Origin of the sequence: Streptococcus mitis (assembly GCF_047463435.1) — a bacterium.
In the GTDB taxonomy this organism is placed as follows: domain Bacteria; phylum Bacillota; class Bacilli; order Lactobacillales; family Streptococcaceae; genus Streptococcus; species Streptococcus mitis_DS.
This window is the reverse complement of record NZ_JASHDW010000006.1, coordinates 72041-93327: the sequence shown is the minus strand read 5'-3', so window position 1 is coordinate 93327 and position 21287 is coordinate 72041. Positions and strand designations below refer to the sequence as shown.

Annotated in this window: 24 protein-coding genes and 2 pseudogenes; 21 read left to right on the top strand and 5 right to left on the bottom strand. The window is 40.5% G+C overall.

Translation table 11 applies throughout. From position 1 onward, the window contains the following. Positions 1–192: 192 nt before the first annotated feature. Positions 193–1872 (bottom strand): ribonuclease J1, encoded by a 1680-nt coding sequence (gene rnjA / locus QM843_RS05210; protein WP_261150218.1) that lies wholly within the window; start codon positions 1870–1872, stop codon positions 193–195. Position 1873: 1 nt separating this feature from the next. Continuing rightward, on the bottom strand, positions 1874–2107 hold the full coding sequence (locus QM843_RS05205) for a DNA-dependent RNA polymerase subunit epsilon (RefSeq protein ID WP_000639572.1): 234 nt from the start codon (positions 2105–2107) through the stop codon (positions 1874–1876). Positions 2108–2385: 278 nt separating this feature from the next. Between QM843_RS05205 and QM843_RS05200 the strand changes: the two genes are divergently transcribed. Next, complete coding sequence (locus tag QM843_RS05200; RefSeq protein WP_136936680.1) at positions 2386–2601, top strand: hypothetical protein; 216 nt, start codon at positions 2386–2388, stop codon at positions 2599–2601. Between the two features lie 321 nt (positions 2602–2922). Here the strand turns inward: QM843_RS05200 and cibB are convergent, their stop codons facing one another. Together cibB and cibA are read right to left on the bottom strand one after the other, a co-directional pair. Beyond that, positions 2923–3075, bottom strand: a complete 153-nt coding sequence (cibB, locus tag QM843_RS05195; protein WP_000974044.1) for a fratricide two-peptide bacteriocin subunit CibB — start codon at positions 3073–3075, stop codon at positions 2923–2925. 1 nt (position 3076) lies between these two features. Next, complete coding sequence (cibA, locus tag QM843_RS05190) at positions 3077–3262, bottom strand: fratricide two-peptide bacteriocin subunit CibA (protein ID WP_000180841.1); 186 nt, start codon at positions 3260–3262, stop codon at positions 3077–3079. Between the two features lie 177 nt (positions 3263–3439). On the opposite strand from cibA, the gene tsaB reads away from it, so the two are divergent. The 18 genes and pseudogenes from tsaB to QM843_RS05100 form a co-directional block, all read left to right on the top strand. Next, the gene (gene tsaB, locus QM843_RS05185; protein WP_020901818.1) at positions 3440–4123 is read left to right on the top strand and encodes a tRNA (adenosine(37)-N6)-threonylcarbamoyltransferase complex dimerization subunit type 1 TsaB; all 684 of its coding nucleotides are present in this window, start codon (positions 3440–3442) and stop codon (positions 4121–4123) included. Then, positions 4120–4557 carry a ribosomal protein S18-alanine N-acetyltransferase gene (rimI, locus tag QM843_RS05180; protein WP_020901819.1) on the top strand — a complete coding sequence of 146 codons (438 nt, stop codon included), beginning with the start codon at positions 4120–4122 and terminating at the stop codon, positions 4555–4557. Before tsaB ends, rimI begins: the two co-directional genes overlap by 4 nt. Then, positions 4547–5557: a tRNA (adenosine(37)-N6)-threonylcarbamoyltransferase complex transferase subunit TsaD gene (gene tsaD, locus QM843_RS05175; protein WP_020901820.1), complete on the top strand. Its 1011-nt coding sequence runs from the start codon at positions 4547–4549 to the stop codon at positions 5555–5557. The genes rimI and tsaD overlap by 11 nt, the downstream gene beginning before the upstream one ends. A gap of 103 nt (positions 5558–5660) precedes the next feature. Beyond that, complete coding sequence (locus QM843_RS05170) at positions 5661–6524, top strand: Rgg/GadR/MutR family transcriptional regulator (RefSeq protein WP_020901821.1); 864 nt, start codon at positions 5661–5663, stop codon at positions 6522–6524. A gap of 230 nt (positions 6525–6754) precedes the next feature. Next, positions 6755–7039 carry a bacteriocin immunity protein gene (locus tag QM843_RS05165; protein ID WP_004254985.1) on the top strand — a complete coding sequence of 95 codons (285 nt, stop codon included), beginning with the start codon at positions 6755–6757 and terminating at the stop codon, positions 7037–7039. A 121-nt stretch (positions 7040–7160) separates the two neighbouring features. Then, complete coding sequence (locus QM843_RS05160; protein ID WP_004254988.1) at positions 7161–8387, top strand: MFS transporter; 1227 nt, start codon at positions 7161–7163, stop codon at positions 8385–8387. Positions 8388–8530: 143 nt separating this feature from the next. Then, positions 8531–8752 (top strand): TetR/AcrR family transcriptional regulator, encoded by a 222-nt coding sequence (locus QM843_RS05155; protein ID WP_004250194.1) that lies wholly within the window; start codon positions 8531–8533, stop codon positions 8750–8752. A gap of 49 nt (positions 8753–8801) precedes the next feature. Further along, positions 8802–9314: an HdeD family acid-resistance protein gene (locus QM843_RS05150; protein ID WP_023948489.1), complete on the top strand. Its 513-nt coding sequence runs from the start codon at positions 8802–8804 to the stop codon at positions 9312–9314. Between the two features lie 125 nt (positions 9315–9439). Continuing rightward, the gene (locus QM843_RS05145) at positions 9440–10135 is read left to right on the top strand and encodes an AzlC family ABC transporter permease (protein WP_000659743.1); all 696 of its coding nucleotides are present in this window, start codon (positions 9440–9442) and stop codon (positions 10133–10135) included. Continuing rightward, positions 10125–10448 (top strand): AzlD domain-containing protein, encoded by a 324-nt coding sequence (locus tag QM843_RS05140; protein WP_020902668.1) that lies wholly within the window; start codon positions 10125–10127, stop codon positions 10446–10448. The genes QM843_RS05145 and QM843_RS05140 overlap by 11 nt, the downstream gene beginning before the upstream one ends. Before the next feature lie 103 nt (positions 10449–10551). Continuing rightward, entirely contained in the window at positions 10552–11382 is an 831-nt protein-coding gene (locus QM843_RS05135; protein ID WP_004254995.1) for an amino acid ABC transporter substrate-binding protein, read from the top strand. A 153-nt stretch (positions 11383–11535) separates the two neighbouring features. Next, the gene (locus QM843_RS05130) at positions 11536–12390 is read left to right on the top strand and encodes a MetQ/NlpA family ABC transporter substrate-binding protein (protein WP_000694523.1); all 855 of its coding nucleotides are present in this window, start codon (positions 11536–11538) and stop codon (positions 12388–12390) included. Positions 12391–12486: 96 nt separating this feature from the next. Beyond that, positions 12487–13860 carry a M20 family metallopeptidase gene (locus QM843_RS05125; RefSeq protein ID WP_414304372.1) on the top strand — a complete coding sequence of 458 codons (1374 nt, stop codon included), beginning with the start codon at positions 12487–12489 and terminating at the stop codon, positions 13858–13860. Beyond that, positions 13853–14914 carry a methionine ABC transporter ATP-binding protein gene (locus tag QM843_RS05120; RefSeq protein WP_049510500.1) on the top strand — a complete coding sequence of 354 codons (1062 nt, stop codon included), beginning with the start codon at positions 13853–13855 and terminating at the stop codon, positions 14912–14914. The genes QM843_RS05125 and QM843_RS05120 overlap by 8 nt, the downstream gene beginning before the upstream one ends. Before the next feature lies 1 nt (position 14915). Next, entirely contained in the window at positions 14916–15608 is a 693-nt protein-coding gene (locus tag QM843_RS05115; protein ID WP_000444647.1) for a methionine ABC transporter permease, read from the top strand. A gap of 131 nt (positions 15609–15739) precedes the next feature. Beyond that, positions 15740–16609 carry a helix-turn-helix domain-containing protein gene (locus QM843_RS05110; protein WP_033685603.1) on the top strand — a complete coding sequence of 290 codons (870 nt, stop codon included), beginning with the start codon at positions 15740–15742 and terminating at the stop codon, positions 16607–16609. A gap of 184 nt (positions 16610–16793) precedes the next feature. Further along, positions 16794–18038, top strand: coding sequence for an MFS transporter (locus QM843_RS05105; RefSeq protein WP_033685602.1), 1245 nt, complete (start codon positions 16794–16796; stop codon positions 18036–18038). 16 nt (positions 18039–18054) lie between these two features. Beyond that, a pseudogene (locus tag QM843_RS05100) lies at positions 18055–18294 on the top strand (ABC transporter permease); the annotation flags it as partial. Positions 18295–18323: 29 nt separating this feature from the next. Here QM843_RS05100 and QM843_RS05095 read toward each other — a convergent pair. Continuing rightward, positions 18324–18893, bottom strand: a complete 570-nt coding sequence (locus QM843_RS05095) for an MptD family putative ECF transporter S component (RefSeq protein WP_223340039.1) — start codon at positions 18891–18893, stop codon at positions 18324–18326. A gap of 134 nt (positions 18894–19027) precedes the next feature. On the opposite strand from QM843_RS05095, the gene QM843_RS05090 reads away from it, so the two are divergent. Continuing rightward, the gene (locus tag QM843_RS05090) at positions 19028–19642 is read left to right on the top strand and encodes a YesL family protein (protein WP_000532348.1); all 615 of its coding nucleotides are present in this window, start codon (positions 19028–19030) and stop codon (positions 19640–19642) included. Then, positions 19620–21277: pseudogene (locus tag QM843_RS05085) on the top strand (sensor histidine kinase). The gene QM843_RS05090 and the pseudogene QM843_RS05085 overlap by 23 nt, the downstream one beginning before the upstream one ends. Positions 21278–21287: the final 10 nt, after the last annotated feature.

Here is a 21287-nt window from a genome sequence, read left to right as displayed (position 1 = left end):
CGTCGGCTTCTTACGAATGAGTTCAAAGCTTGGCTTTGATTCATCTACAGCCTCCCATAGTTCCCCGAACTATGGGAGCTAACTTAAGTTATGCTTTCGCCTAGCCTTCTAGTCTGATTTCGATTTTTATTGAGTTTCAATCTCAAAAAAAGCATAGAAAAACAGCTCCGAGGACGGGGCTGTTTTTTTGACTTATTCTTCATCTGGTGTGAGGATCATCGGGATGATAATCGGTTCACGTTCTGTATTTTCATAGAGGAATGGTCGAATGGCGTTGACAATGGCACCATTGACAGATTGCACGCTGGCGTCCTTATTTTTCAGTGCGATACGAATTGCATTGAAGAGGATGCGCTGGCTTTGGCGAATCAAGTCGCCAGACTCTCTCATGTAGACAAAGCCTCGGCTGAGGATGTCTGGGCCAGACAGAATCATCTGCGATTTGAAGTCAACAGTTGCGACTACCAGAACGACACCGTCTTCAGATAGATCACGACGATCTTTGAGGACAGCTGCGCCGATTTCACCGATACGATTTCCATCGACATAGATATCTTGGGCGTTGAAATGACCTGCGATACGAGCTGAGTCAGCAGTAAGGGCAAGCACATCACCATTGCTCATGATAAAGATATTGTCCTTCTCAACACCAGTATCTACTGCTAGTCCAGCGTGGACCTTTTGCATGCGGTATTCACCGTGGACAGGCATGAAGTATTTTGGCTTAATCAAGCGGAGCATGAGTTTTTGCTCTTGCTGACCACCGTGTCCAGATGTGTGGATATTATTAACCTTACCGTGGATAACTTCGACACCAGCTTCAGAAATGATGTTGATCAGCTTGTTGACGCTAGTAGTGTTTCCAGGGATTGGACTAGAAGAGAAGATAACAGTATCACCTGGTTGGAGTTGTACCTGACGGTGGGTTCCGTTGGCGATACGAGAGAGGGCTGCCATTGGCTCGCCCTGACTACCTGTACAGAGGATGAGAACTTCTCCTGCAGGATAATCTTTGATTTCATTTGGCTCGATAAAGGTTCCCTTAGGAGCTTTGATGTAGCCAAGCTCGATTCCGTTGACAATGGCCTTTTCCATAGAACGACCAAAGACCGCAATCTTACGTCCAGTCTTAACAGCAGCTTCTGTTGCTTGCTGGAGACGGAAGATATTTGAGGCAAAGGATGCAAAGATGATACGTCCTTCAATGCCTTGGATAATCTTCATGATGGACTGACCAACGACTTTTTCAGAGTTGGTAAAGGTTGGCACTTCTGCATTTGTCGAGTCAGACAGGAGACAGAGCACGCCTTCTTCACCAAGGGCTGCCATACGGTGCAAGTCTGCTGGTTCTCCAACTGGAGTAAAGTCAAACTTGAAGTCACCCGTACAAACGATTTTTCCTTGTGGAGTATGAATGACAATTCCCAAAGGCTCTGGAATAGAGTGAGTGGTTCTAAAGAAAGTTGCCTTGAGATTTTTAAAGGTCAACTCAGTGTTGTGATTGATTTCGTAAAGTTTGGCGTTGCGCAAGAGGCCGTGTTCTTCGAGTTTCCCACGAATCAAAGCCAAGGCAAGCGGTCCAGCATAGATAGGGACATTTGCTTGCTTAAGCAGGAAAGGAATCCCACCGATGTGGTCCTCGTGTCCGTGTGTAATCAAAACAGCCTTGACGCGGTCGATATTGTCCACGATGTAAGAATAATCAGGAATAACATAGTCGATACCAAGCAAGTCATCTTCTGGGAATTTAATCCCAGCATCGACGATGATAATCTCATCTTGGTATTCAATTCCGTATGTGTTTTTCCCGATTTCTCCCAGACCACCGATGGCAAAAACGCCAACTTCTTCAGGTTTAAGAGTATAGGCCATATTAGAACTCCGTGATTTCGAAGGCGCCAGTTTCTTTTTCGTAATCTAGCAATTTGTCAGACAAGAGTTCGATATACTCGATGTTGTACTCTGGGCGATTTTCTTCGACAAGTTGGCGAGCAGCGATACGACCCTCGAGTTCTGAGCTGGCATCGATGTCTAGGTAAAGCGCGCGTGTTGTTTCACGGCGTGGGCTACGTTCTTTTGTTTCTTGATAAAAAACTTTGTAAATCATATAGTTCCTTTCTATTTTACAGGTCAGCTTATTCCAAACTTTTAGCAGAGATTTGCTTGATTTCATTCCATTTTGTGTCTAGATGACCTTGATTCGTTACAATTATTTCAATTATAACATAAAATGAAAGATTAGTAAAAGACGGAAACGAGAAAGTCACAGGGCAACTTATTGGTAAGCGTTTGCAAAAACAGAGAAAATATGTTATTTTGATAATGGAAGTGAAATTTGTTGCTTGTCATAATTCCATATAGATTTTAAGTCAAGGAGGTTGCCCTATGTATAACTTATTTGCCTTTGCTATCGGAGCTCGCTTGGTGGCTTTTATTGTGTTTGTTGCTTGCGTTTATACTGGGAATCTTCTATTTGCCAAACTGGAACAACGACAAAGCAAGTTCTTGTGGAAGATTAGTTTTGTGACCCTCTACTCGCTTTTTCTCCTCCTCGTAACCTATGTCGTTTGGTTTGTATTTTACTTTGGATTAAATGCTTAGATGCCCTGCTGATGCAGGGGCTTTTTGTTTGGGGGTAAAACATAGTAAATTCATGACACTAAAATTCCACCCCATCTATCAAGATGAGGTGGTCTTTGCATTTTTCTAAAGTGACATGACAATGGAATTTTCAGAGCTTATTAGTTTTATGTTAACGATTCTTCTGCTCAAAAATAGAGTTGAAGCATAAAAATAAAACAATACAAACAGATAAATCAATCGGTAAAGGGATAGTAGTAATGTTTAAATCATTGAGAATGTTGATCAAACTGTAAGAGATGAAGAAGATAAAATTTATCCTTCTAAAAATGTGTCTTTTATCTAGCATGACTTACCAAACTTTTTACGGAGATCTTTTCCAATGGTATAACCTGCCATAAATAAAGCGATACCAACACCTACACCAAAACCACCCTTTATTTCTTGCAATTCCTTATTAGAAATTTCACAATAGTTGTTCAAATCTTTCATCATATTAATCTCCTCCTAAAAAATAACCAGCTGCCAAACCAGAACCTATAAGTGCTGTTCCACCTGCAATAGCTTTCCAAGATACTGCTACTCCAAAGATAACCAAGGGAGCGAGACCGCCATCAATATCTGATAATTCATTTTCAGATAAGGATAAAAATTGATTGTCAAGAACGTCAAAATTTGTCATTGAACTTTCCTCCTTTTTTCTTGTTCACTTTTATATTCGGAAAAGAAAAGGAAAAGTGAGCATTTTTTAAATTATTTTTTAGCTAAGTATAGGCATTTTTGTTTGGGGGCAAAGAAAATTCCCATGTGCCAGCTTTTGTAGTATAATAGTAAGCAGACAAAAAGATAGGAATGTGTTATGAAAGTATTAGCTTTTGATACGTCCAGCAAGGCTCTTTCTCTCGCTATTTTAGAGGACAAGCAGGTTCTTGCCGAGACGACGATTAATATTAAGAAAAATCACAGTATTACCCTTATGCCTGCCATCGATTTTTTGATGGCAAGTTTGGATTGGACACCCAAGGATTTGGACCGAATCGTGGTGGCGGAAGGGCCAGGTAGCTACACAGGTTTGCGAATCGCGGTAGCAACTGCCAAGACTTTGGCTCATACCCTGAACATTGAGTTAGTTGGTATGTCTAGCCTCTTGGCTCTGGTGCCCTACCAACAAGAAGGCTTGTTCGTTCCCTTGATGGATGCGCGTCGCAACAATGTTTATGCAGGATTTTATGAAAATGCCAAACCTGTCATGCCAGAAGCGCACCTATCTTTTGAAGAGGTGTTAGAGAAAGTTAAGGGTGCTAGTCAGGTAACCTTTGTCGGAGAAGTTGCCCCCTTTGTGGAGCAGATTCAAGAACACTTGCCAAGGACTAATTACAAAGAAACCTTGCCTAATGCAGCCAATCTTGCTCTTTTGGCTTGGGACAAGGAAGCAGACTCCTTGCATGATTTTGTGCCGAACTACCTCAAGCGTGTTGAGGCTGAGGAAAACTGGCTCAAGAACCATACCGAGTCTGGTAAGTCCTACATTAAACGCCTATGATAGAAATCAAACGAACTCACCAGCAACCTGATCTGGCTCAAGCCATCTACGCTGTTATGATAGCTGTTTACCCAGTCAGTCCTTGGACGCTGGAACAAATCCAAGCAGACCTGTCCCAAGACCAGACTTGGTATGCTCTAGCTTATGATGGGGAAGAAGTGATTGGCTTTCTAGCTGTGCAGGAGAATCTTTTTGAGGCAGAAGTCCTGCAAATCGCTGTCAAACAAACCTATCAGGGTCAGGGAATTGCATCAGCCTTGTTTGCTCAATTGCCGACAGACAAGGAGATTTTCCTCGAAGTCAGAAAGTCAAATCACCGAGCACAAGCATTTTACAAGAAAGAAAAGATGGCAGTCATCGCTGAGCGAAAGGCCTACTACCATGACCCAGTCGAGGATGCCATTATCATGAAGAGAGAAATAGATGAAGGATAGATATATTTTAGCATTTGAGACATCCTGTGATGAGACCAGTGTCGCCGTCTTGAAAAACGACGATGAGCTCTTGTCTAATGTCATTGCTAGTCAAATTGAGAGCCACAAACGTTTTGGGGGCGTAGTGCCAGAAGTAGCCAGTCGTCACCATGTCGAGGTCATTACAGCCTGCATCGAGGAGGCGTTGGCAGAAGCAGGGATTACCGAAGACGATGTAACAGCTGTGGCGGTTACCTATGGACCTGGCTTGGTGGGAGCTTTACTAGTTGGTTTATCAGCTGCTAAGGCCTTTGCTTGGGCACATGGACTTCCGCTGATTCCCGTTAACCACATGGCTGGTCACCTTATGGCAGCTCAGAGCGTGGAGCCTTTGGAGTTTCCCTTGCTAGCCCTCTTGGTCAGCGGTGGACACACAGAGTTGGTTTATGTTTCGGAGGCGGGTGACTACAAGATTGTTGGGGAAACGCGAGATGACGCGGTTGGTGAGGCCTATGATAAGGTCGGCCGTGTCATGGGCTTGACCTATCCTGCCGGTCGTGAGATTGACGAGCTGGCTCATCAGGGGCAGGATATTTATGACTTTCCTCGTGCCATGATTAAGGAAGATAATCTGGAGTTTTCATTCTCAGGTTTGAAATCTGCCTTTATCAATCTTCACCATAATGCCGAGCAAAAGGGAGAAAGTCTGTCTACAGAGGACTTGTGTGCATCCTTCCAAGCAGCTGTCCTGGATATTCTCATGGCAAAAACTAAGAAGGCTTTGGAGAAATACCCTGTTAAAACTCTAGTCGTGGCAGGTGGTGTGGCAGCCAATAAAGGTCTCAGAGAACGCCTAGCAACCGAAATCGCAGATGTCAAGGTCATCATTCCACCTCTGCGCCTCTGCGGAGACAATGCAGGTATGATTGCCTATGCCAGCGTCAGCGAATGGAACAAAGAAAACTTTGCAAGCTTGGACCTCAATGCCAAACCAAGTCTCGCTTTTGATACCATGGAATAAAGAGTCAGCTTAGGGCTGGCTTTTTTGCTCTCTTAAATGTCAGAATATTTTGACAAATAATTGTGAATAATGATATACTATATAAAAAATAGGAGGTGGTGAGATGATTGAGAGAATGGAGTTGGGAGAATTTTACAAGGAATTACGTTTGGCGAGAAAGCTCAAGCAGTCAGATGTGGCTTGTGCTGGTCTAACAGCCTCTCAGTTGTCCAAGTTTGAACTAGGGCAGTCTATGCTATCTGCGGATAAGTTGATCCTAGCCATCCAAGGGATCAATATGAATTTTGATGAGTTTGGTCATAAGCTAAACAATTATCAAGAATCCCTACATATGCAGATTGGTAGAAAGGTTGTGGATCGCTTTGCCCACCAAGATATAGCTGGTTTAGAGCAACTGTTGGAGGAAGTCGAGCAAGAACAGATGGCAGAGACCTATCGTCGTTTGAATGCCATTGTAATTAAAAACGCACTCCATTCCTTAAATAAGAACTATCCATTAGTAAAAGAAGATAGCGAGTTTTTGACTATCTATCTCTATGCTATTGAGTCTTGGACCTGGTTTGAACTCTATCTCTTTTGCAATACCATGCCCTTCTTGAGCAATCAAGATTTGATATTTTTATCGACCGCTTTAATTGAGAAATCTAGGGAATTTAAAGAGTTGGTACATAATCGATTGTATATGAAAAGTGGATTTCTGAATATTATATCAGAACTCATGGAGCGTAAACTTTTCTCTTATATCCCAATTTTTGAAGCTGAGCTAGAGAGCATGCTTCGTCCATACGATGTTTTTGAAAAAGTATTGTGGCAGTTTTTAAAGAAAATGAAGATTTTCCTTCAAACCAAAGGAAGCAATCAAAAAGAGATTGAAAGATTTATCCAATCTCTGCAAGTATTAGAAAATCCACAATTGCTAGCCCTCTTCGAATTGCGTTTGAAGCAATACAAAGAACTTATTGAGTAGTCAACAATTGCAAATCTGAAATTTCTATAAGAAAAAATATCAAATATGCGATTTTCTAAAATAAGCTAATTTTCGTGTTATACTATCCTTGTAAAGCACTTCAAGCAGATCCTAAGTCGCAGAAGTGGTTTATAGATGGGAATTCGTACAGTATATGTTTAATTATGAGCATACTGTAAATGGCTGGACTAAAAGTGAAACTTGGCGTCCTAGATAAAATGAGGTAAACGATGGAAAAACAAAGTCAGTTACAAATGTTAATTCATTCCCTATACAATAATAAAGAAATTAGCTTGACGGAAGAATTTAGGAAGCAATTGCTGGAAACAGCAAAACAGTTCTCTAGTACTAATGAAGATTTGTTAGCTGTACGTCTTTCTTTTGCCGTCTCTAAAGAATTGTTGAGCTTTAAAGGTGAACCGCCGACAGAGTTGTTGGATTTAGCAAAATTTGTCCAAAAGAAAGAAGCTAAATACAAGCAGGGAATAGTGTGGTCTGGTATTTTTAAGATATGATTTATTATAAAATACGGCATGAACATCATATAATGGATGAATCTGAATATGAGCAAGGCTTGGAGTTCAATATTAAACCAAGTCTTGTTTTCTATACACTGGAACTTTAAAAGGAGTTGTGATGAAAGTATTTCTTCAAAATAGAAATTTTAGGCAATTAACCATCAACCAGTGGATTTCAACGGTTGGGGATACGATTTTTTATCTGGCCTTTTTGAATTATGTGGCAGATGCATCTTTTGCCCCTTTGGCGATTTTACTGATCACGATTTCAGAAACCCTTCCTCAAGTTCTGCAAATCTTTCTGGGAGTTTTGGCGGATTTTCAACATCATCGTGTCCTAAAATATACAATGATTAGTTTTGCAAAATTTTTGCTTTACTCTATCGTTTCTTTATCACTTTCAGGGCAGTCCTTTTCCTTGTTATTAGTAGCATTTATTTGTCTGATTAACCTCTTATCTGACACATTGAGTTATTTTTCAGGCGCCATGCTCACTCCGATTTTCATTAGAATTATTGGGCAAGACCATCTGGCAGAAGCTATTGGATTTAAACAGTCAACTGTTAGTTTAGTGAAAACAATCAGTAATATTCTAGGAGGAGTCTTACTAGGTATTCTATCTATCCAGTCTATTTCCTTACTGAATGCTCTGACCTTTTTAATCGCATTTTTAGGTATTCTTTTCATAAAAACAGACCTCTTGAAAGTAGAAAAAACGATTAGCTATCAAGAAGGACTCTCTGTAAAATCCTTTTGCCAGCATCTGCTCCAATCATCAAAATTGATATGGAATATGAATAAGGTGCTCTTGGTTTTGTTTATTATCTCTATTAGTCAAGCAGTGATAAATGTTACAGTTCCTGTTTCTACTCTGTTTTTGAGGAATCAGCCCTTTTTGAATTTACAAACAGGTCAATCTCTTGCCTTGTTATCCACCCTTGAATTGTCAGCCCTTATTGTCGGAAGCCTTGTGAGTGGCTATCTGAAGAATACAATCTCCATAAAACTAGCCCTATATGCCTCGCTTATTATCCAATTACTCCTTTTAGTTGGCTTTGTGGCAGTTCGTTTTGACTGGATTCTTATCTTTAGTGCCTTGGATGCCTTTTTCGCAGGTATCCTCTCTCCTCGATTACAGGAACTCATTTTTAAACAAATACCTGAGGAGTCAATGGGAGCAGTTCAATCCTCTATCGGCGCCATTACAGTTGTTTTACCTAGCTTATTTACAATAGCTTTGGTAACCATTGCTACTAGCTTTGGAACTCTGGCAGTTAGCTTTGTTTTATTGCTATTTCTTCTAGCTGCCTTTATCATACTCTTGAATATCCGTGAAAACATTTAGCGAAGAATGTGTATATTATATGTTTGAGACTGGATTCCAGTCTGTTTATGATGGCTACAATCAGCAGACTGTTAAATTTTTGAGAAAGTTGCTTGACATTTTAGACCAATCGGTTTATAATTAAAAAATGTAGAGGTAAATACATGAGAAAAGAAGAAAAAACAAGACTACGAAGAGAGAAAATCATTACCGCTGCTTTGTTTGAATTTGCTACAAAAGGCTATCAAGGTTTTGTCATCAATGAACTTTGTAAAGTGGATGGTATTGCCAAAGGAGTTTTGTATCATAATTTTTCAGGGAAATCAGACCTCTATCTAACTTGGTTTCAGGATATGAACATCAATTATCACAGGTTTTGGATATGATGATTTATGGAATACTAGAGGAAGATTCCTCTAAAAAAGGAGAAAAATAATGTCGAAAATTTGGAAATGGTTGTTACTAATTGCGGGTATTTTTGCAGTTTTTGCAGGTTTTAATATGTTTGCACATCCTCTTATTAGCTTGGCTTCCATGACTTTCTTGTTTGCACTTGTATTTGCAGTTCAAGGGATTTCTGAGATTGTACAATACTTCAAATCAGAAGAAAAGCATGGCTGGAATTTATTTGGAGGAATTGTTACCCTCATCCTCGCTCTTACCTTATTCTCAGGTAGCTTTATTGAAATGGTAACATTTGTACCATTTATCATTTCTTTATGGGCCTTGACAAATGGTATTACAAAAACTATCGTTGGTTTCAAGGTTCGTAAGACGGATAAATCGGTAGGTACCCCTCTAGTTTGGATGGGGATTTTAGGAATCGTAGCAGGTTTAATCATGATGGGATACCCATTGATGACCGGTCTCTATATTAGTTACACCATTGCCTTTGTCTTTATTTATCAAGGTATTGTGGCAATTGTTCAATTCTTCAAGATTAAATAAGAATAAAATGGAGTCTGTCTGATTACAATCAGCAGACTTTTTTCTCTTTCCTGAATGTGTTATAATAGTCCATGCTGTGGCTGGAACTGATTCAGCCCATTTATTAAGACGATATGAGGAGAAAGATGAAAGAAAAAGGATTTTGGGAGGGGGCGCAGGCAGCCATGCCAACAGCCCTTGGTTATGTCAGTATCGGGCTGGCCTGTGGGATTATTGGTGCGCCTTATGTGACACCTGTTGAGATGGGCTTGATGAGCCTCTTTGTTTATGCTGGGAGCGCCCAGTTTGCCATGTTGGCCTTGATTGCGGTTCAAGCTCCTGTGGCAGCTATTGCTATGACGGTCTTTTTGATCAATTTGCGTCTCTTTTTGTTGAGCTTGCACGCATCAACCTATTTCCGTCATACCAGTCTCTGGCAAAATATCGGTATGTCTAGCCTCTTGACAGATGAGACTTATGGTGTTTTGATGGGCGAATTGGCCCATACAGACAAGGTCAATCCTATGTGGATGCACGGAAACAATCTCAACAGCTATGTGGCTTGGTTTGTGGGGACAGTTGTCGGAACGGCTCTGGGTGGTCTACTGCCAAATCCAGAAATCTTTGGCTTGGATTTTGCTTTGGTTGGGATGTTCATCGGGATTTTTGCTTCGCAATTCCAGATTATGCAAAGACGGATTCCTGTCCGTAATCTGCTCATTATCCTAGCAGTTGTTGCGGTGTCCTTCTTTTTACTCTTGACAGTGGTGTCTCAGTCACTAGCTGTTCTGTTTGCGACGCTACTTGGTTGTACAATGGGGGTGGTATTAGATGGTCAGTAAGTATCTTTTATTAGCAGTTATTTTCTCTGGCTTGGTGACCTGGATTCCCCGTATGATTCCCTTCATCTTGGTCAAGTATAAGGGTTTGCCTGCGATCGTTGAGCGCTTTTTGAAGTTCTTGCCCGTTTCTATTATCTTTGCCTTGATTCTGTCAAGCGTAGTGACAGGTAAGGTTGGGAGTTTTCCTCAAATCAAATGGCTGGACTTCTTAGCCGTCTTTCCAACAGCTTGGGTGGCCTTTCGTTACCGCAATCTAGTCGGAACAGTTCTCTTTGGAGTGATCTTAATTGCCGTCTTGCGTTTGGTCTTTTAAATCAGCCATAAAGAAAACCTATCACAGAGATAGATATCATATAATGGCGTAAATGTTTTTTTTCTGTTAAGATTATAAGGTATTCTATTTTGGAGGAAATGAAATGAAAAAAATCGTTAAATACTCATCTCTTGCTGCTCTAGGGCTTGTTGCTGCAGGTGTGCTAGCAGCTTGCTCAGGTGGTGCTAAGAAAGAAGGAGAAGCAGCTAGCAAGAAAGAAATTATCGTTGCAACCAATGCTACACCAAAACCATTCAACTATGAAGAAAATGGCGAATTGACTGGTTACGAAATTGAAGTGGTTCGCGCTATCTTTAAAGATTCTGACAAATATGATGTCAAGTTTGAGAAGACAGAATGGTCAGGTGTCTTTGCAGGACTTGATGCTGACCGTTACAATATGGCTGTTAGCAACATCAGCTACACTAAAGAACGTGCTGAAAAATACCTTTATGCAGCTCCAACTGCTAAAAACCCTAACGTTCTTGTAGTGAAAAAAGATGACCCTAGCATCAAATCGCTTGATGATATCGGTGGAAAATCAACAGAAGTTGTTCAAGGGACAACATCTGCTAAACAGCTAGAAGACTACAACAAACAACATTCAGATAATCCAACTGTCCTAAAGTATACTAAAGCGGACTTCCAACAAATCATGGGACGCTTGAGCGATGGCCAGTTTGACTACAAGATTTTTGATAAAATCGGTGTTGAAACAGTCATCAAGGACCAAGGTTTGGACAACTTGAAAGTTATTGAACTTCCAAGCGACCAACAACCTTACGTTTACCCACTTCTTGCCAAAGGTCAAGATGAGTTGAAAACATTTGTAGACAAACGTATCCAAGAACTCTACAAAGATGGAACTCTTGAAAAGTTGTCTAAACAATTCTTTGGAGACACTTACCTACCAGCAGAAGCTGATATTAAATAATTTTTTGAAATCATCCATTCTGAATCAGGTGGGTGATTTCTCGGTTTTTAGGGATATAGTTTTAAACTATATATCTGGCTATCTAATAACAATTTGTGAAATCAAACAAATTGTGAGATACTAGTACGGTATTATTTTTAAGGAGAAAGAATCATGAAAATTAAAAAATGGCTTGGTGTAGCAGCCCTTGCTACAGTCGCAGGTTTGGCTCTTGCAGCTTGCGGAAACTCAGAAAAGAAAGCAGACAATGCAACAACTATCAAAATCGCAACTGTTAACCGTAGCGGTTCTGAAGAAAAACGTTGGGACAAAATCCAAGAATTGGTTAAAAAAGACGGTATCACTTTGGAATTTACAGAGTTCACAGACTACTCACAACCAAACAAGGCAACTGCTGATGGTGAAGTAGACTTGAACGCTTTCCAACACTACAACTTCTTGAACAACTGGAACAAAGAAAACGGGAAAGACCTTGTAGCGATTGCTGATACTTACATCTCTCCAATTCGCCTTTACTCAGGTTTGAATGGAAGTGACAACAAGTACACTAAAGTAGAAGACATCCCAGCAAACGGAGAAATTGCTGTACCGAACGATGCTACAAACGAAAGCCGTGCGCTTTACTTGCTTCAATCAGCTGGCTTGATTAAATTGGATGTTTCTGGAACTGCCCTTGCAACAGTTGCCAACATCAAAGAAAATCCAAAGAACTTGAAAATCACTGAATTGGACGCTAGCCAAACAGCTCGTTCATTGTCATCAGTTGACGCTGCCGTTGTAAACAATACCTTCGTTACAGAAGCAAAATTGGACTACAAGAAAGCACTTTTCAAAGAACAAGCTGATGAAAACTCAAAACAATGGTACAACATCATCGTTGCGAAAAAAGATTGGGAAACATCACCAAAAGCTGATGCTATCAAGAAAGTGATCGCAGCTTACCACACAGATGACGTAAAAAAAGTTATCGAAGAAACATCAGACGGTTTGGATCAACCAGTTTGGTAATAAGAAACAGGGAGGTGGGAGAGAGAATTCCACCTCTTGCTTTTGTATAGAGCATGGATTGTCAGGAAGAGTAGTTCATAGAAAGGTAGAGAGAATATGGTTTTTCCTAGCGAACAAGAACAGATTGAAAAATTTGAAAAAGATCATGTAGCCCAGCATTATTTTGAGGTTTTGCGTACCTTGATTTCTAAGAAATCGGTCTTTGCCCAGCAGGTTGGACTTAAGGAAGTCGCAAACTATCTGGGTGAGATTTTTAAGCGTGTTGGGGCTGAAGTGGAGATTGATGAGACTTATACAGCGCCCTTTGTCATGGCGCATTTCAAAAGTTCGCGTCCAGATGCTAAGACCCTAATTTTCTATAACCACTATGACACTGTGCCAGCGGACGGGGATCAGGTGTGGACAGAGGATCCCTTTACGCTTTCGGTCCGCAATGGTTTCATGTATGGACGTGGGGTTGATGACGACAAGGGTCATATCACAGCTCGTTTGAGTGCTTTGAGAAAATACATGCAGCATCATGATGATCTGCCTGTTAATATCAGTTTTATCATGGAGGGAGCGGAGGAATCGGCTTCGACAGACCTGGATAAGTATCTGGAAAAACATGCGAACAAACTTCGTGGGGCGGATTTGTTGGTCTGGGAACAAGGGACCAAAAATGCCTTGGAACAGCTAGAAATTTCTGGTGGAAATAAGGGGATTGTGACCTTTGATGCCAAGGTAAAAAGCGCTGATGTGGATATCCATTCTAGTTATGGTGGGGTTGTGGAATCAGCTCCTTGGTATCTCCTCCAAGCCTTACAGTCTCTTCGCGCTGCAGATGGCCGTATCTTGGTTGAAGGCTTGTACGAAGAAGTTCAAGAGCCAAATAAACGGGAATTGGCCTTGGTGGATACCTACGCTCAACGAAATCCAGGGGAAATCAGCCAGATTTATGGTTTGGAATTGCCTCTCTTACAAGAGGATCGAGCAGCCTTTCTAAAACGATTCTTTTTTGAGCCAGCCCTTAATATCGAAGGGATTCAGTCAGGTTATCAAGGGCAAGGAGTTAAAACGATTTTGCCTGCAGAAGCCAGTGCGAAGCTAGAGGTTCGTTTGGTTCCTGGTCTAGAACCGCATGATGTTCTGGAAAAAATTCGGAAACAGCTAGACAAAAATGGCTTTGATAAGGTAGAATTATACTATACCTTGGGAGAGATGAGCTATCGAAGCGATATGAGCGCACCAGCCATTCTCAATGTAATCGAGTTGGCCAAGAAATTCTATCCACAGGGCGTTTCAGTCTTGCCGACAACAGCGGGGACAGGGCCTATGCATACGGTTTTTGATGCCCTAGAGGTACCAATGGTGGCCTTCGGTCTAGGAAATGCTAATAGTCGAGACCACGGTGGGGATGAAAATGTGCGAATCGCCGATTATTACACCCATATTGAATTAGTAGAGGAGCTGATTAGAAGCTATGAGTAGAGATATTATCAAGTTAGATCAGATCGATGTGACTTTTCACCAAAAGAAGAGAACCATCACAGCGGTCAAGGATGTGACAATTCACATCCAAGAAGGGGATATCTACGGAATCGTTGGATATTCTGGAGCAGGGAAATCAACCCTTGTACGGGTAATTAACCTCTTGCAAAAGCCATCTGCAGGGAAAATTACCATTGATGACGATGTGATTTTTGATGGCAAGGTGACCTTGACGGCCGAGCAGTTGCGTCGTAAACGTCAAGATATTGGAATGATTTTCCAGCATTTTAACCTGATGAGCCAAAAGACAGCAGAGGAGAATGTAGCCTTTGCCCTTAAACACTCTGGACTCAGCAAGGAAGAAAAGAAGGCTAAAGTAGCCAAGTTGTTGGACTTGGTTGGCTTGGCAGACCGTGCTGAAAACTACCCTTCACAACTATCTGGAGGGCAAAAACAGCGTGTAGCCATTGCGCGTGCCTTGGCTAATGATCCAAAAATCTTGATTTCAGATGAGTCAACTTCTGCCCTTGATCCGAAGACAACCAAGCAGATTTTGGCCTTGTTGCAAGATTTGAACCAAAAATTAGGCTTGACTGTTGTCCTGATTACGCATGAAATGCAGATTGTCAAAGACATTGCCAACCGTGTGGCAGTTATGCAGGATGGGCATTTGATTGAAGAGGGCAGTGTTCTTGAAATCTTCTCAGATCCTAAACAACCTTTGACTCAAGACTTTATCTCAACAGCTACAGGTATTGACGAAGCTATGGTCAAAATCGAGAAGCAAGAAATCGTGGAACACTTGTCTGAAAACAGTCTCTTGGTGCAACTCAAGTATGCAGGGGCTTCAACAGACGAGCCACTTTTGAATGAATTGTACAAGCATTACCAAGTAACGGCTAATATCCTCTATGGAAATATTGAAATCCTCGATGGTACTCCTGTTGGAGAATTGGTTGTGGTCTTGTCAGGTGAAAAAGCAGCGTTGGCAGGTGCTCAAGATGCCATTCGTCAAGCAGGCGTACAACTAAAAGTATTGAAGGGAGGACAGTAAGATGGAATCATTGATTCAAACCTATTTGCCAAATGTCTATAAGATGGGCTGGGCTGGTCAGGCAGGCTGGGGAACAGCCATCTACCTAACCCTCTATATGACAGTTCTTTCCTTCATCATCGGAGGGTTCTTGGGTCTAGTGGCGGGTCTTTTCCTTGTCTTGACTGCGCCAGGTGGTGTCTTGGAAAATAAGGTCGTTTTCTGGATTTTGGATAAGATTACCTCTATTTTCCGTGCGGTGCCATTTATCATTCTCTTGGCAGTCTTGTCACCCTTCTCACACCTAATCGTAGGGACAAGTATCGGGCCAAATGCGGCTATTGTACCCCTATCTTTTGCGGTCTTTGCCTTCTTTGCCCGTCAAGTGCAGGTTGTCTTGGCTGAGCTAGATGGTGGTGTTATTGAGGCGGCTCAAGCTAGCGGAGCGACATTCTGGGATATCGTAGGTGTTTACCTATCAGAAGGCCTTCCAGATTTGATCCGTGTGACGACTGTAACCTTGATTTCCCTTGTTGGTGAAACAGCTATGGCTGGTGCGGTTGGAGCTGGTGGTATTGGTAACGTGGCCATCGCTTATGGATTTAACCGCTACAATCACGATGTGACCATCTTGGCAACCATCATTATCATTTTGATTATCTTTGCAATCCAATTCTTGGGAGACTTCTTGACCAAGAAATTGAGCCATAAATAAAAAAGAGCTAGGCCATCTGTACATCAATTCATAGGAGTTGTCGTTATAGTCAAGACTTAAAATTCTCTGTACTAGCTGCTATCAACCGTTACTTTTAAGAGTAAGAGAGTTAAGAATTGTGGGGAGTCAATATGCAAAATCTGGGAGAAGTTTTTAAAGAATTGAGAAAGAGTCGGAATATATCTCTACAGGAGGCGACGGGAGGAGAGTTTACTTATTCCATGCTGAGCAAATTTGAGCGTGGAGAAGCAGATTTATCCTCTATGAAATTGATTACTGCCTTAGATAACATCCACTCTGACTTGAATGAATTTATGTACTTGGTACGTGGTTTTTCTCAGAAACAGATTTTGGCTTTTCAAGAAAATCTCTGGGAACTATATGACAGAGAAGGGATTGATTCTCTCCAATCCTTGTATGAAGAGACGACTAAAAAGTACAGATCAAGTGCTAAAACAAGCTATCTTTTACAAATGATTCGTATCAAAAGCCTTCTTGTGTTTTTTGATTCAGAAATACGAGCAACGGATGAAGAACTGACTTTTCTCTATGACTATTTTTTTACTATTGATATCTGGGGAAATTATGAATTAGAACTATTTTCAACGATTTCTACTTTGTTCCCTCTGCCCCTCTATTTTAAATATTCTAGGGAGATGTTGCAAAAGACGGATTTATTAGGCTCTTTACCTAGTAACAAAGTCGCTATTGATACCATTTTAATTAATGGACTCTTTAAAGCGATAGAGGAAAAGGATAAATTAAAAGCAGACTATTTTACCTTTCAGGTTGAAAAACGAGAATTGCCAGAATCTGAAGCTTATCTTAAAATCATTTATATGATTGCTAAAGGGTATTATGATACTATTTTTAAAGTAGAAAATAAGGGGCTTGAAAAAATCCAAAGAGGCATTACAATCTTACAAGATTTAGAGTATGTAGATGGTGCAAGATACTATGAAAACTATTTTGCAAGTCAGCTCTCGAATAAAGATTTGTAATATATTCCAATTACATCGACTGATGAAAAATAAATGGGTTTGTAGATGGAGTGATAAATAGCAGTATCTAGGAGCTAGAGTTCCTATTTTCAGAAAAAATATATTACAAAAAAGTGGGGAGTCCCGCTTTTTTTGTTAGACTGAATTCAATAGAATACTCTTTGAAATGTGAGAAAGGCCTGTTATGAAACTATTCTTAAGACATCATTTATTTAGAATACTGACCTTATCAAGGTTTTTGAGCTCAAGTGGAGCTTATATTTATAATCTGGTATTTATCGTTTATGCTGCGAGTCTACCCTTTAAAAATATAGCTGTATTTATGGCGAATATGATTACGATTTTACCTTTCCTATTTACTTTTTATGTTGGGATTAAGGCTGATCATACTCGGAATAAAGCAGGGACAATTATCTGGGTTGGTTGTGTGCAAAGTCTACTATTTCTTTTGATTGCTAGTGTGATTCATGACCAGAACTTCGTAACGTTTGCTTTTATCTGTATGGTTAACATCTGTTCGGATATTTTATCGGATTATACAGCAGGCCTTCGTATGCCGATTATCCAGCATAATATTTCGGAAGATAAGCTCTATGAAGCTTATTCCTTTACTCAGTTTGTTTCCTATTTATCAAATCTAGGAGGTCAAGCCTTAGGAGTATGGTTACTCACAACCAGTCATCAAAATTTTTCTTTTGTTGCAATTGTGAACGCTGGCTTCTTTTTACTATCTTCTCTTATTTTGTTCAAAAATAGAAGAGAATTGACGTATTTGTCTGTAAGTGTAGAGGATAAGTCGATTAGTTTACTCCAACAAGTTAAGGCAATCTATGCGGACATGGATGATATCTTTAGGCAGAGAGAAAGTAAATCATTGTTTAAAATGATTCTTGTCATTTTGGTGATGAATACTTTGGGAGGAGCTGTTGGAGGTATTTACCACTTTTACTTATTAGACCATACTATCTATCATCTCAGCTATGCTCAAGCCCTATTTTTAATTGAATGTGTTAGCTTAGGAGGAGCTATTCTTGGTAGCCTAACTCCCCATGATTATTTTGGGAAATTGTCGTTTTCAAGTTTGCTATCGCTCAATGCAATTCTGTTTGTATTACTTGCTACTGCTAATATTTTAGATTTTTCTCCTCTAGTAGGTGTTGTTTGCTTAGCCTTTGTGATGTATTTGATGTCGAAATCAATGCCTAAATTAGATACTCTGTTATTGTCTAATTTGAGTGCGGATGTATTAGCTCGAAGTAATAATCTCTTGAGTATGATTTTTTCCCTAACATTACCCTTGGGGATGTCTGTATTTTCCTTCTTAGCTTTGCAAGATATCAGCCTTTGTTGGTGGGTGTTTTTGGTAGTGAGTGTGATAGGGTTGATTTTATCACTAGAAAAAAGAAGTTTTTCGGGTAAAAAATTTTAACCTAGGAAGCTCAAGCTTACTAGAAGGTCTTCCGGATTTGATCCGTGTGACGACTGTGACCTTGATTTCTCTTGTTGGAGAAACAGCTATGGCTGGTGCGGTTGGAGCTGGTGGTATCGGTAACGTAGCCATCGCTTATGGATTTAACCGCTACAATCACGATGTGACGATTTTGGCAACCATTATTATCATTTTGATTATCTTTGCAATCCAATTCTTGGGAGATTTCTTGACCAAGAAATTGAGCCATAAATAAAAAAGAGCCGTGTGGCTCTTTTTTAGTAATCAGATTTTCTGTGCCAATTTTTTACTCAAGGCTTGTCCAATCAAGGCACCCACTAGGGCTCCGATGACAATACTTGCGATAAATAGAAGGACGGTTCCAGGATTTAGCGCGACCATGATACGGTCGATATATTCTTGGGATTTTCCTCTTGCCAGAAGGGTTGCCATATAGGCTTTGGGCGCAATCCACATAAGCAAGATTGGTCCTGATGTGCTAAAGGCAAAAATAAGGAAAGAAAGGAGGTTCTTTGTTTGGTCCTTGTATTTTCCGAGGCTAGCTACTCCATCTGCTAGGAGGCCACAGATAATTCCAGGAAGGAAGGCACCGGCACCGTGTTTAGTTCCCAAGAAAAAGAGAGCAATAACAAGGCCGATAGTGGTAATGGCTCCAAAGCGCGGAACTTTTGCGACTAGGATCATATAGACGCTACCGCCGACAAGGGCAGTAAAGGCAGGCGCATAAAACATGTTTCCAGTTTGGTCAAAGAGATTGCCTAAAAGGACACCAATCCCCATGCAGAGGAAGTAAAGAACTGCAAAAAGAAGTGTAGTTAAGATAGATTTTTTCATGAATTGTCTCCTGATAATTTTTTCACAATTCTCATTGTACCACGGTTTGGTGGGATTGTAAATGGATACTAGAAGTTTTTGAAAACGCTTGAAATATGATATAATAGTTTCATAGTTATTTTTAGGAGGATATCATGGGGAGATTTTTAGACTTTGTCTTTAATCGTTTCTTTTTAGGGATGATTGCGACAGCCTTCTTTTGGCTATTAACATTGGCAGGAGGGATTATCCTTGGTCTAGCGCCGGCTAGTGCCACCTTGATGAGCCTGTATGCAGAACATGGTTATAGCTTTCGGGAATACAGTTTGAAGGAGGCGTGGTCTCTTTATAAGCAAAATTTCGTCTCAAGCAACCTGATTTTCTATAGCTTTTTAGGGGTGGATCTAGTTTTGGTCTATGGCCTGTATCTCTTGGTGCAATTGCCTCATCAGACTATTATTCATTTGATTGCGACCTTTTTGAATGTCCTAGTAGTTGCCCTGATCTTTTTGGCTTATACAGTATCTTTGAAATTACAAGTTTATTTTGATTTGTCCTATCGAAATAGTCTCAAACTATCCTTGATTGGCATATTTATGAGCTTAGCAGCTGTGGCCAAGGTTCTCCTTGGGACAGTGCTACTTGTGGCAATTGGTTACTATATGCCTGCCCTACTTTTCTTTGTAGGAATTGGGATGTGGCATTTCTTTATCAGTGATATGTTGGAACCGGTCTATGAAAGTATCCATGAAAAATTGGCGACAAAATAGAATGAAGCAGTTTTGGCTACATACGCTTCTAAGAACCTACAGTTCAGTTATGATGATTATTATTGCGAGTTTTGCAATCTTACTTGGGATTCACGGGAAAAGGAAGCTCAAAGAGTAGCCCAACGTGTAACCACTCGAACAGTCGATGAGGTGGAGTATTATTATCGGGAGTCAGCCCAACTGGCGCAAGATTTAGTAGCCAATCAAGACCGGATACAAGGGATTTATAAGTACTTTAGCTTGTCAACTTCTGAGTATTTTTATTGGCTATTGGAGCATCAAGCAGCTTCGTCAACTTCTATTTCTCTGTATGAAAACATTGATGATCTTTATGTCCAAAATGACTCTATAACGGGTGTTGCAATCGTCTTGCAGGATTTTAAAGAAGTTTATGTTTCAACAAGGGATAAAAGAAGTGGTCATGTCTTGCCTGCTGAGGCCTTTAAACCAGAGGCCAATAGTTTTGGCATTCCAGTTCTGGACCCAGCAACGGATCAATCTATAGGAGTGATTTACATCTCCTTGGATCCAGAAGTCTTATATCATGCCATTGACAATACCCGAGGTCATATCCCGATGGCTGTGACTGTGACATCACCATTTGATACGGAGATTTTTCATATTGGTGAGAGGGTCAATAGGGAACATGAGAACTGGTTTGTCGGTTTTACCTCTCATGGATATCAGGTTCAGGTGGCAGTTCCTAAAAACTTTGTTTTACAAGGAACAGTTTCCAGCTCTGCTTTGATTGTGGGTTTGAGCCTTCTCTTTATTGTCATTCTCTATCTGACTTTGAGGCAGACTTTTGCTAATTATCAAAAGCAGGTAGTGGATTTGGTGGATTCCATCCATGCTATTGCCCAAGGGCAAGAAGGTCTTCGTATTGACACACTGGAAAAGGATCAGGAATTGCTCCTAATCGCGGAGACTACCAATGATATGTTGGATCGATTAGAAAAGAATATCCATGATATTTATCAGTTAGAACTTAGTCAAAAGGATGCCAATATGCGAGCCTTACAGGCTCAAATCAATCCTCATTTTATGTATAATACGCTGGAGTTCTTGCGCATGTATGCAGTTATGCAAAGTCAAGATGAGTTGGCAGATATCATTTATGAATTCAGTAGTCTCTTGCGTAACAATATTTCCGACGAAAGAGAGACTCTTCTCAAACAGGAATTAGAATTTTGTCGTAAATACAGCTATCTCTGCATGGTTCGCTATCCCAAGTCCATTGCCTATGGTTTCAAGATAGATCCAGAGTTAGAGAATATGAAGATTCCCAAGTTTACTTTGCAACCGCTAGTAGAAAATTATTTCGCGCATGGTGTTGACCACAGACGGACAGATAATGTGATTAGCATCAAGGCGCTTAAACAGGATGGTTTTGTGGAAATTTTAGTGGTAGATAATGGCCGTGGTATGTCGGCTGAAAAACTGACAAGTATTCGAGAAAAGTTAAGTCAGAGACATTTTGAACACCAAGCCAGTTACAGTGAACAAAAGCAGTCTATCGGGATTGTCAATGTCCATGAGCGTTTTGTGCTCTATTTTGGGGATCGCTATGCTATTACTATAGAGTCTGCAGAGCAAGCAGGTGTTCAGTATCGTATTACAATTCAAGATGAGTAGAAAGGGAGAA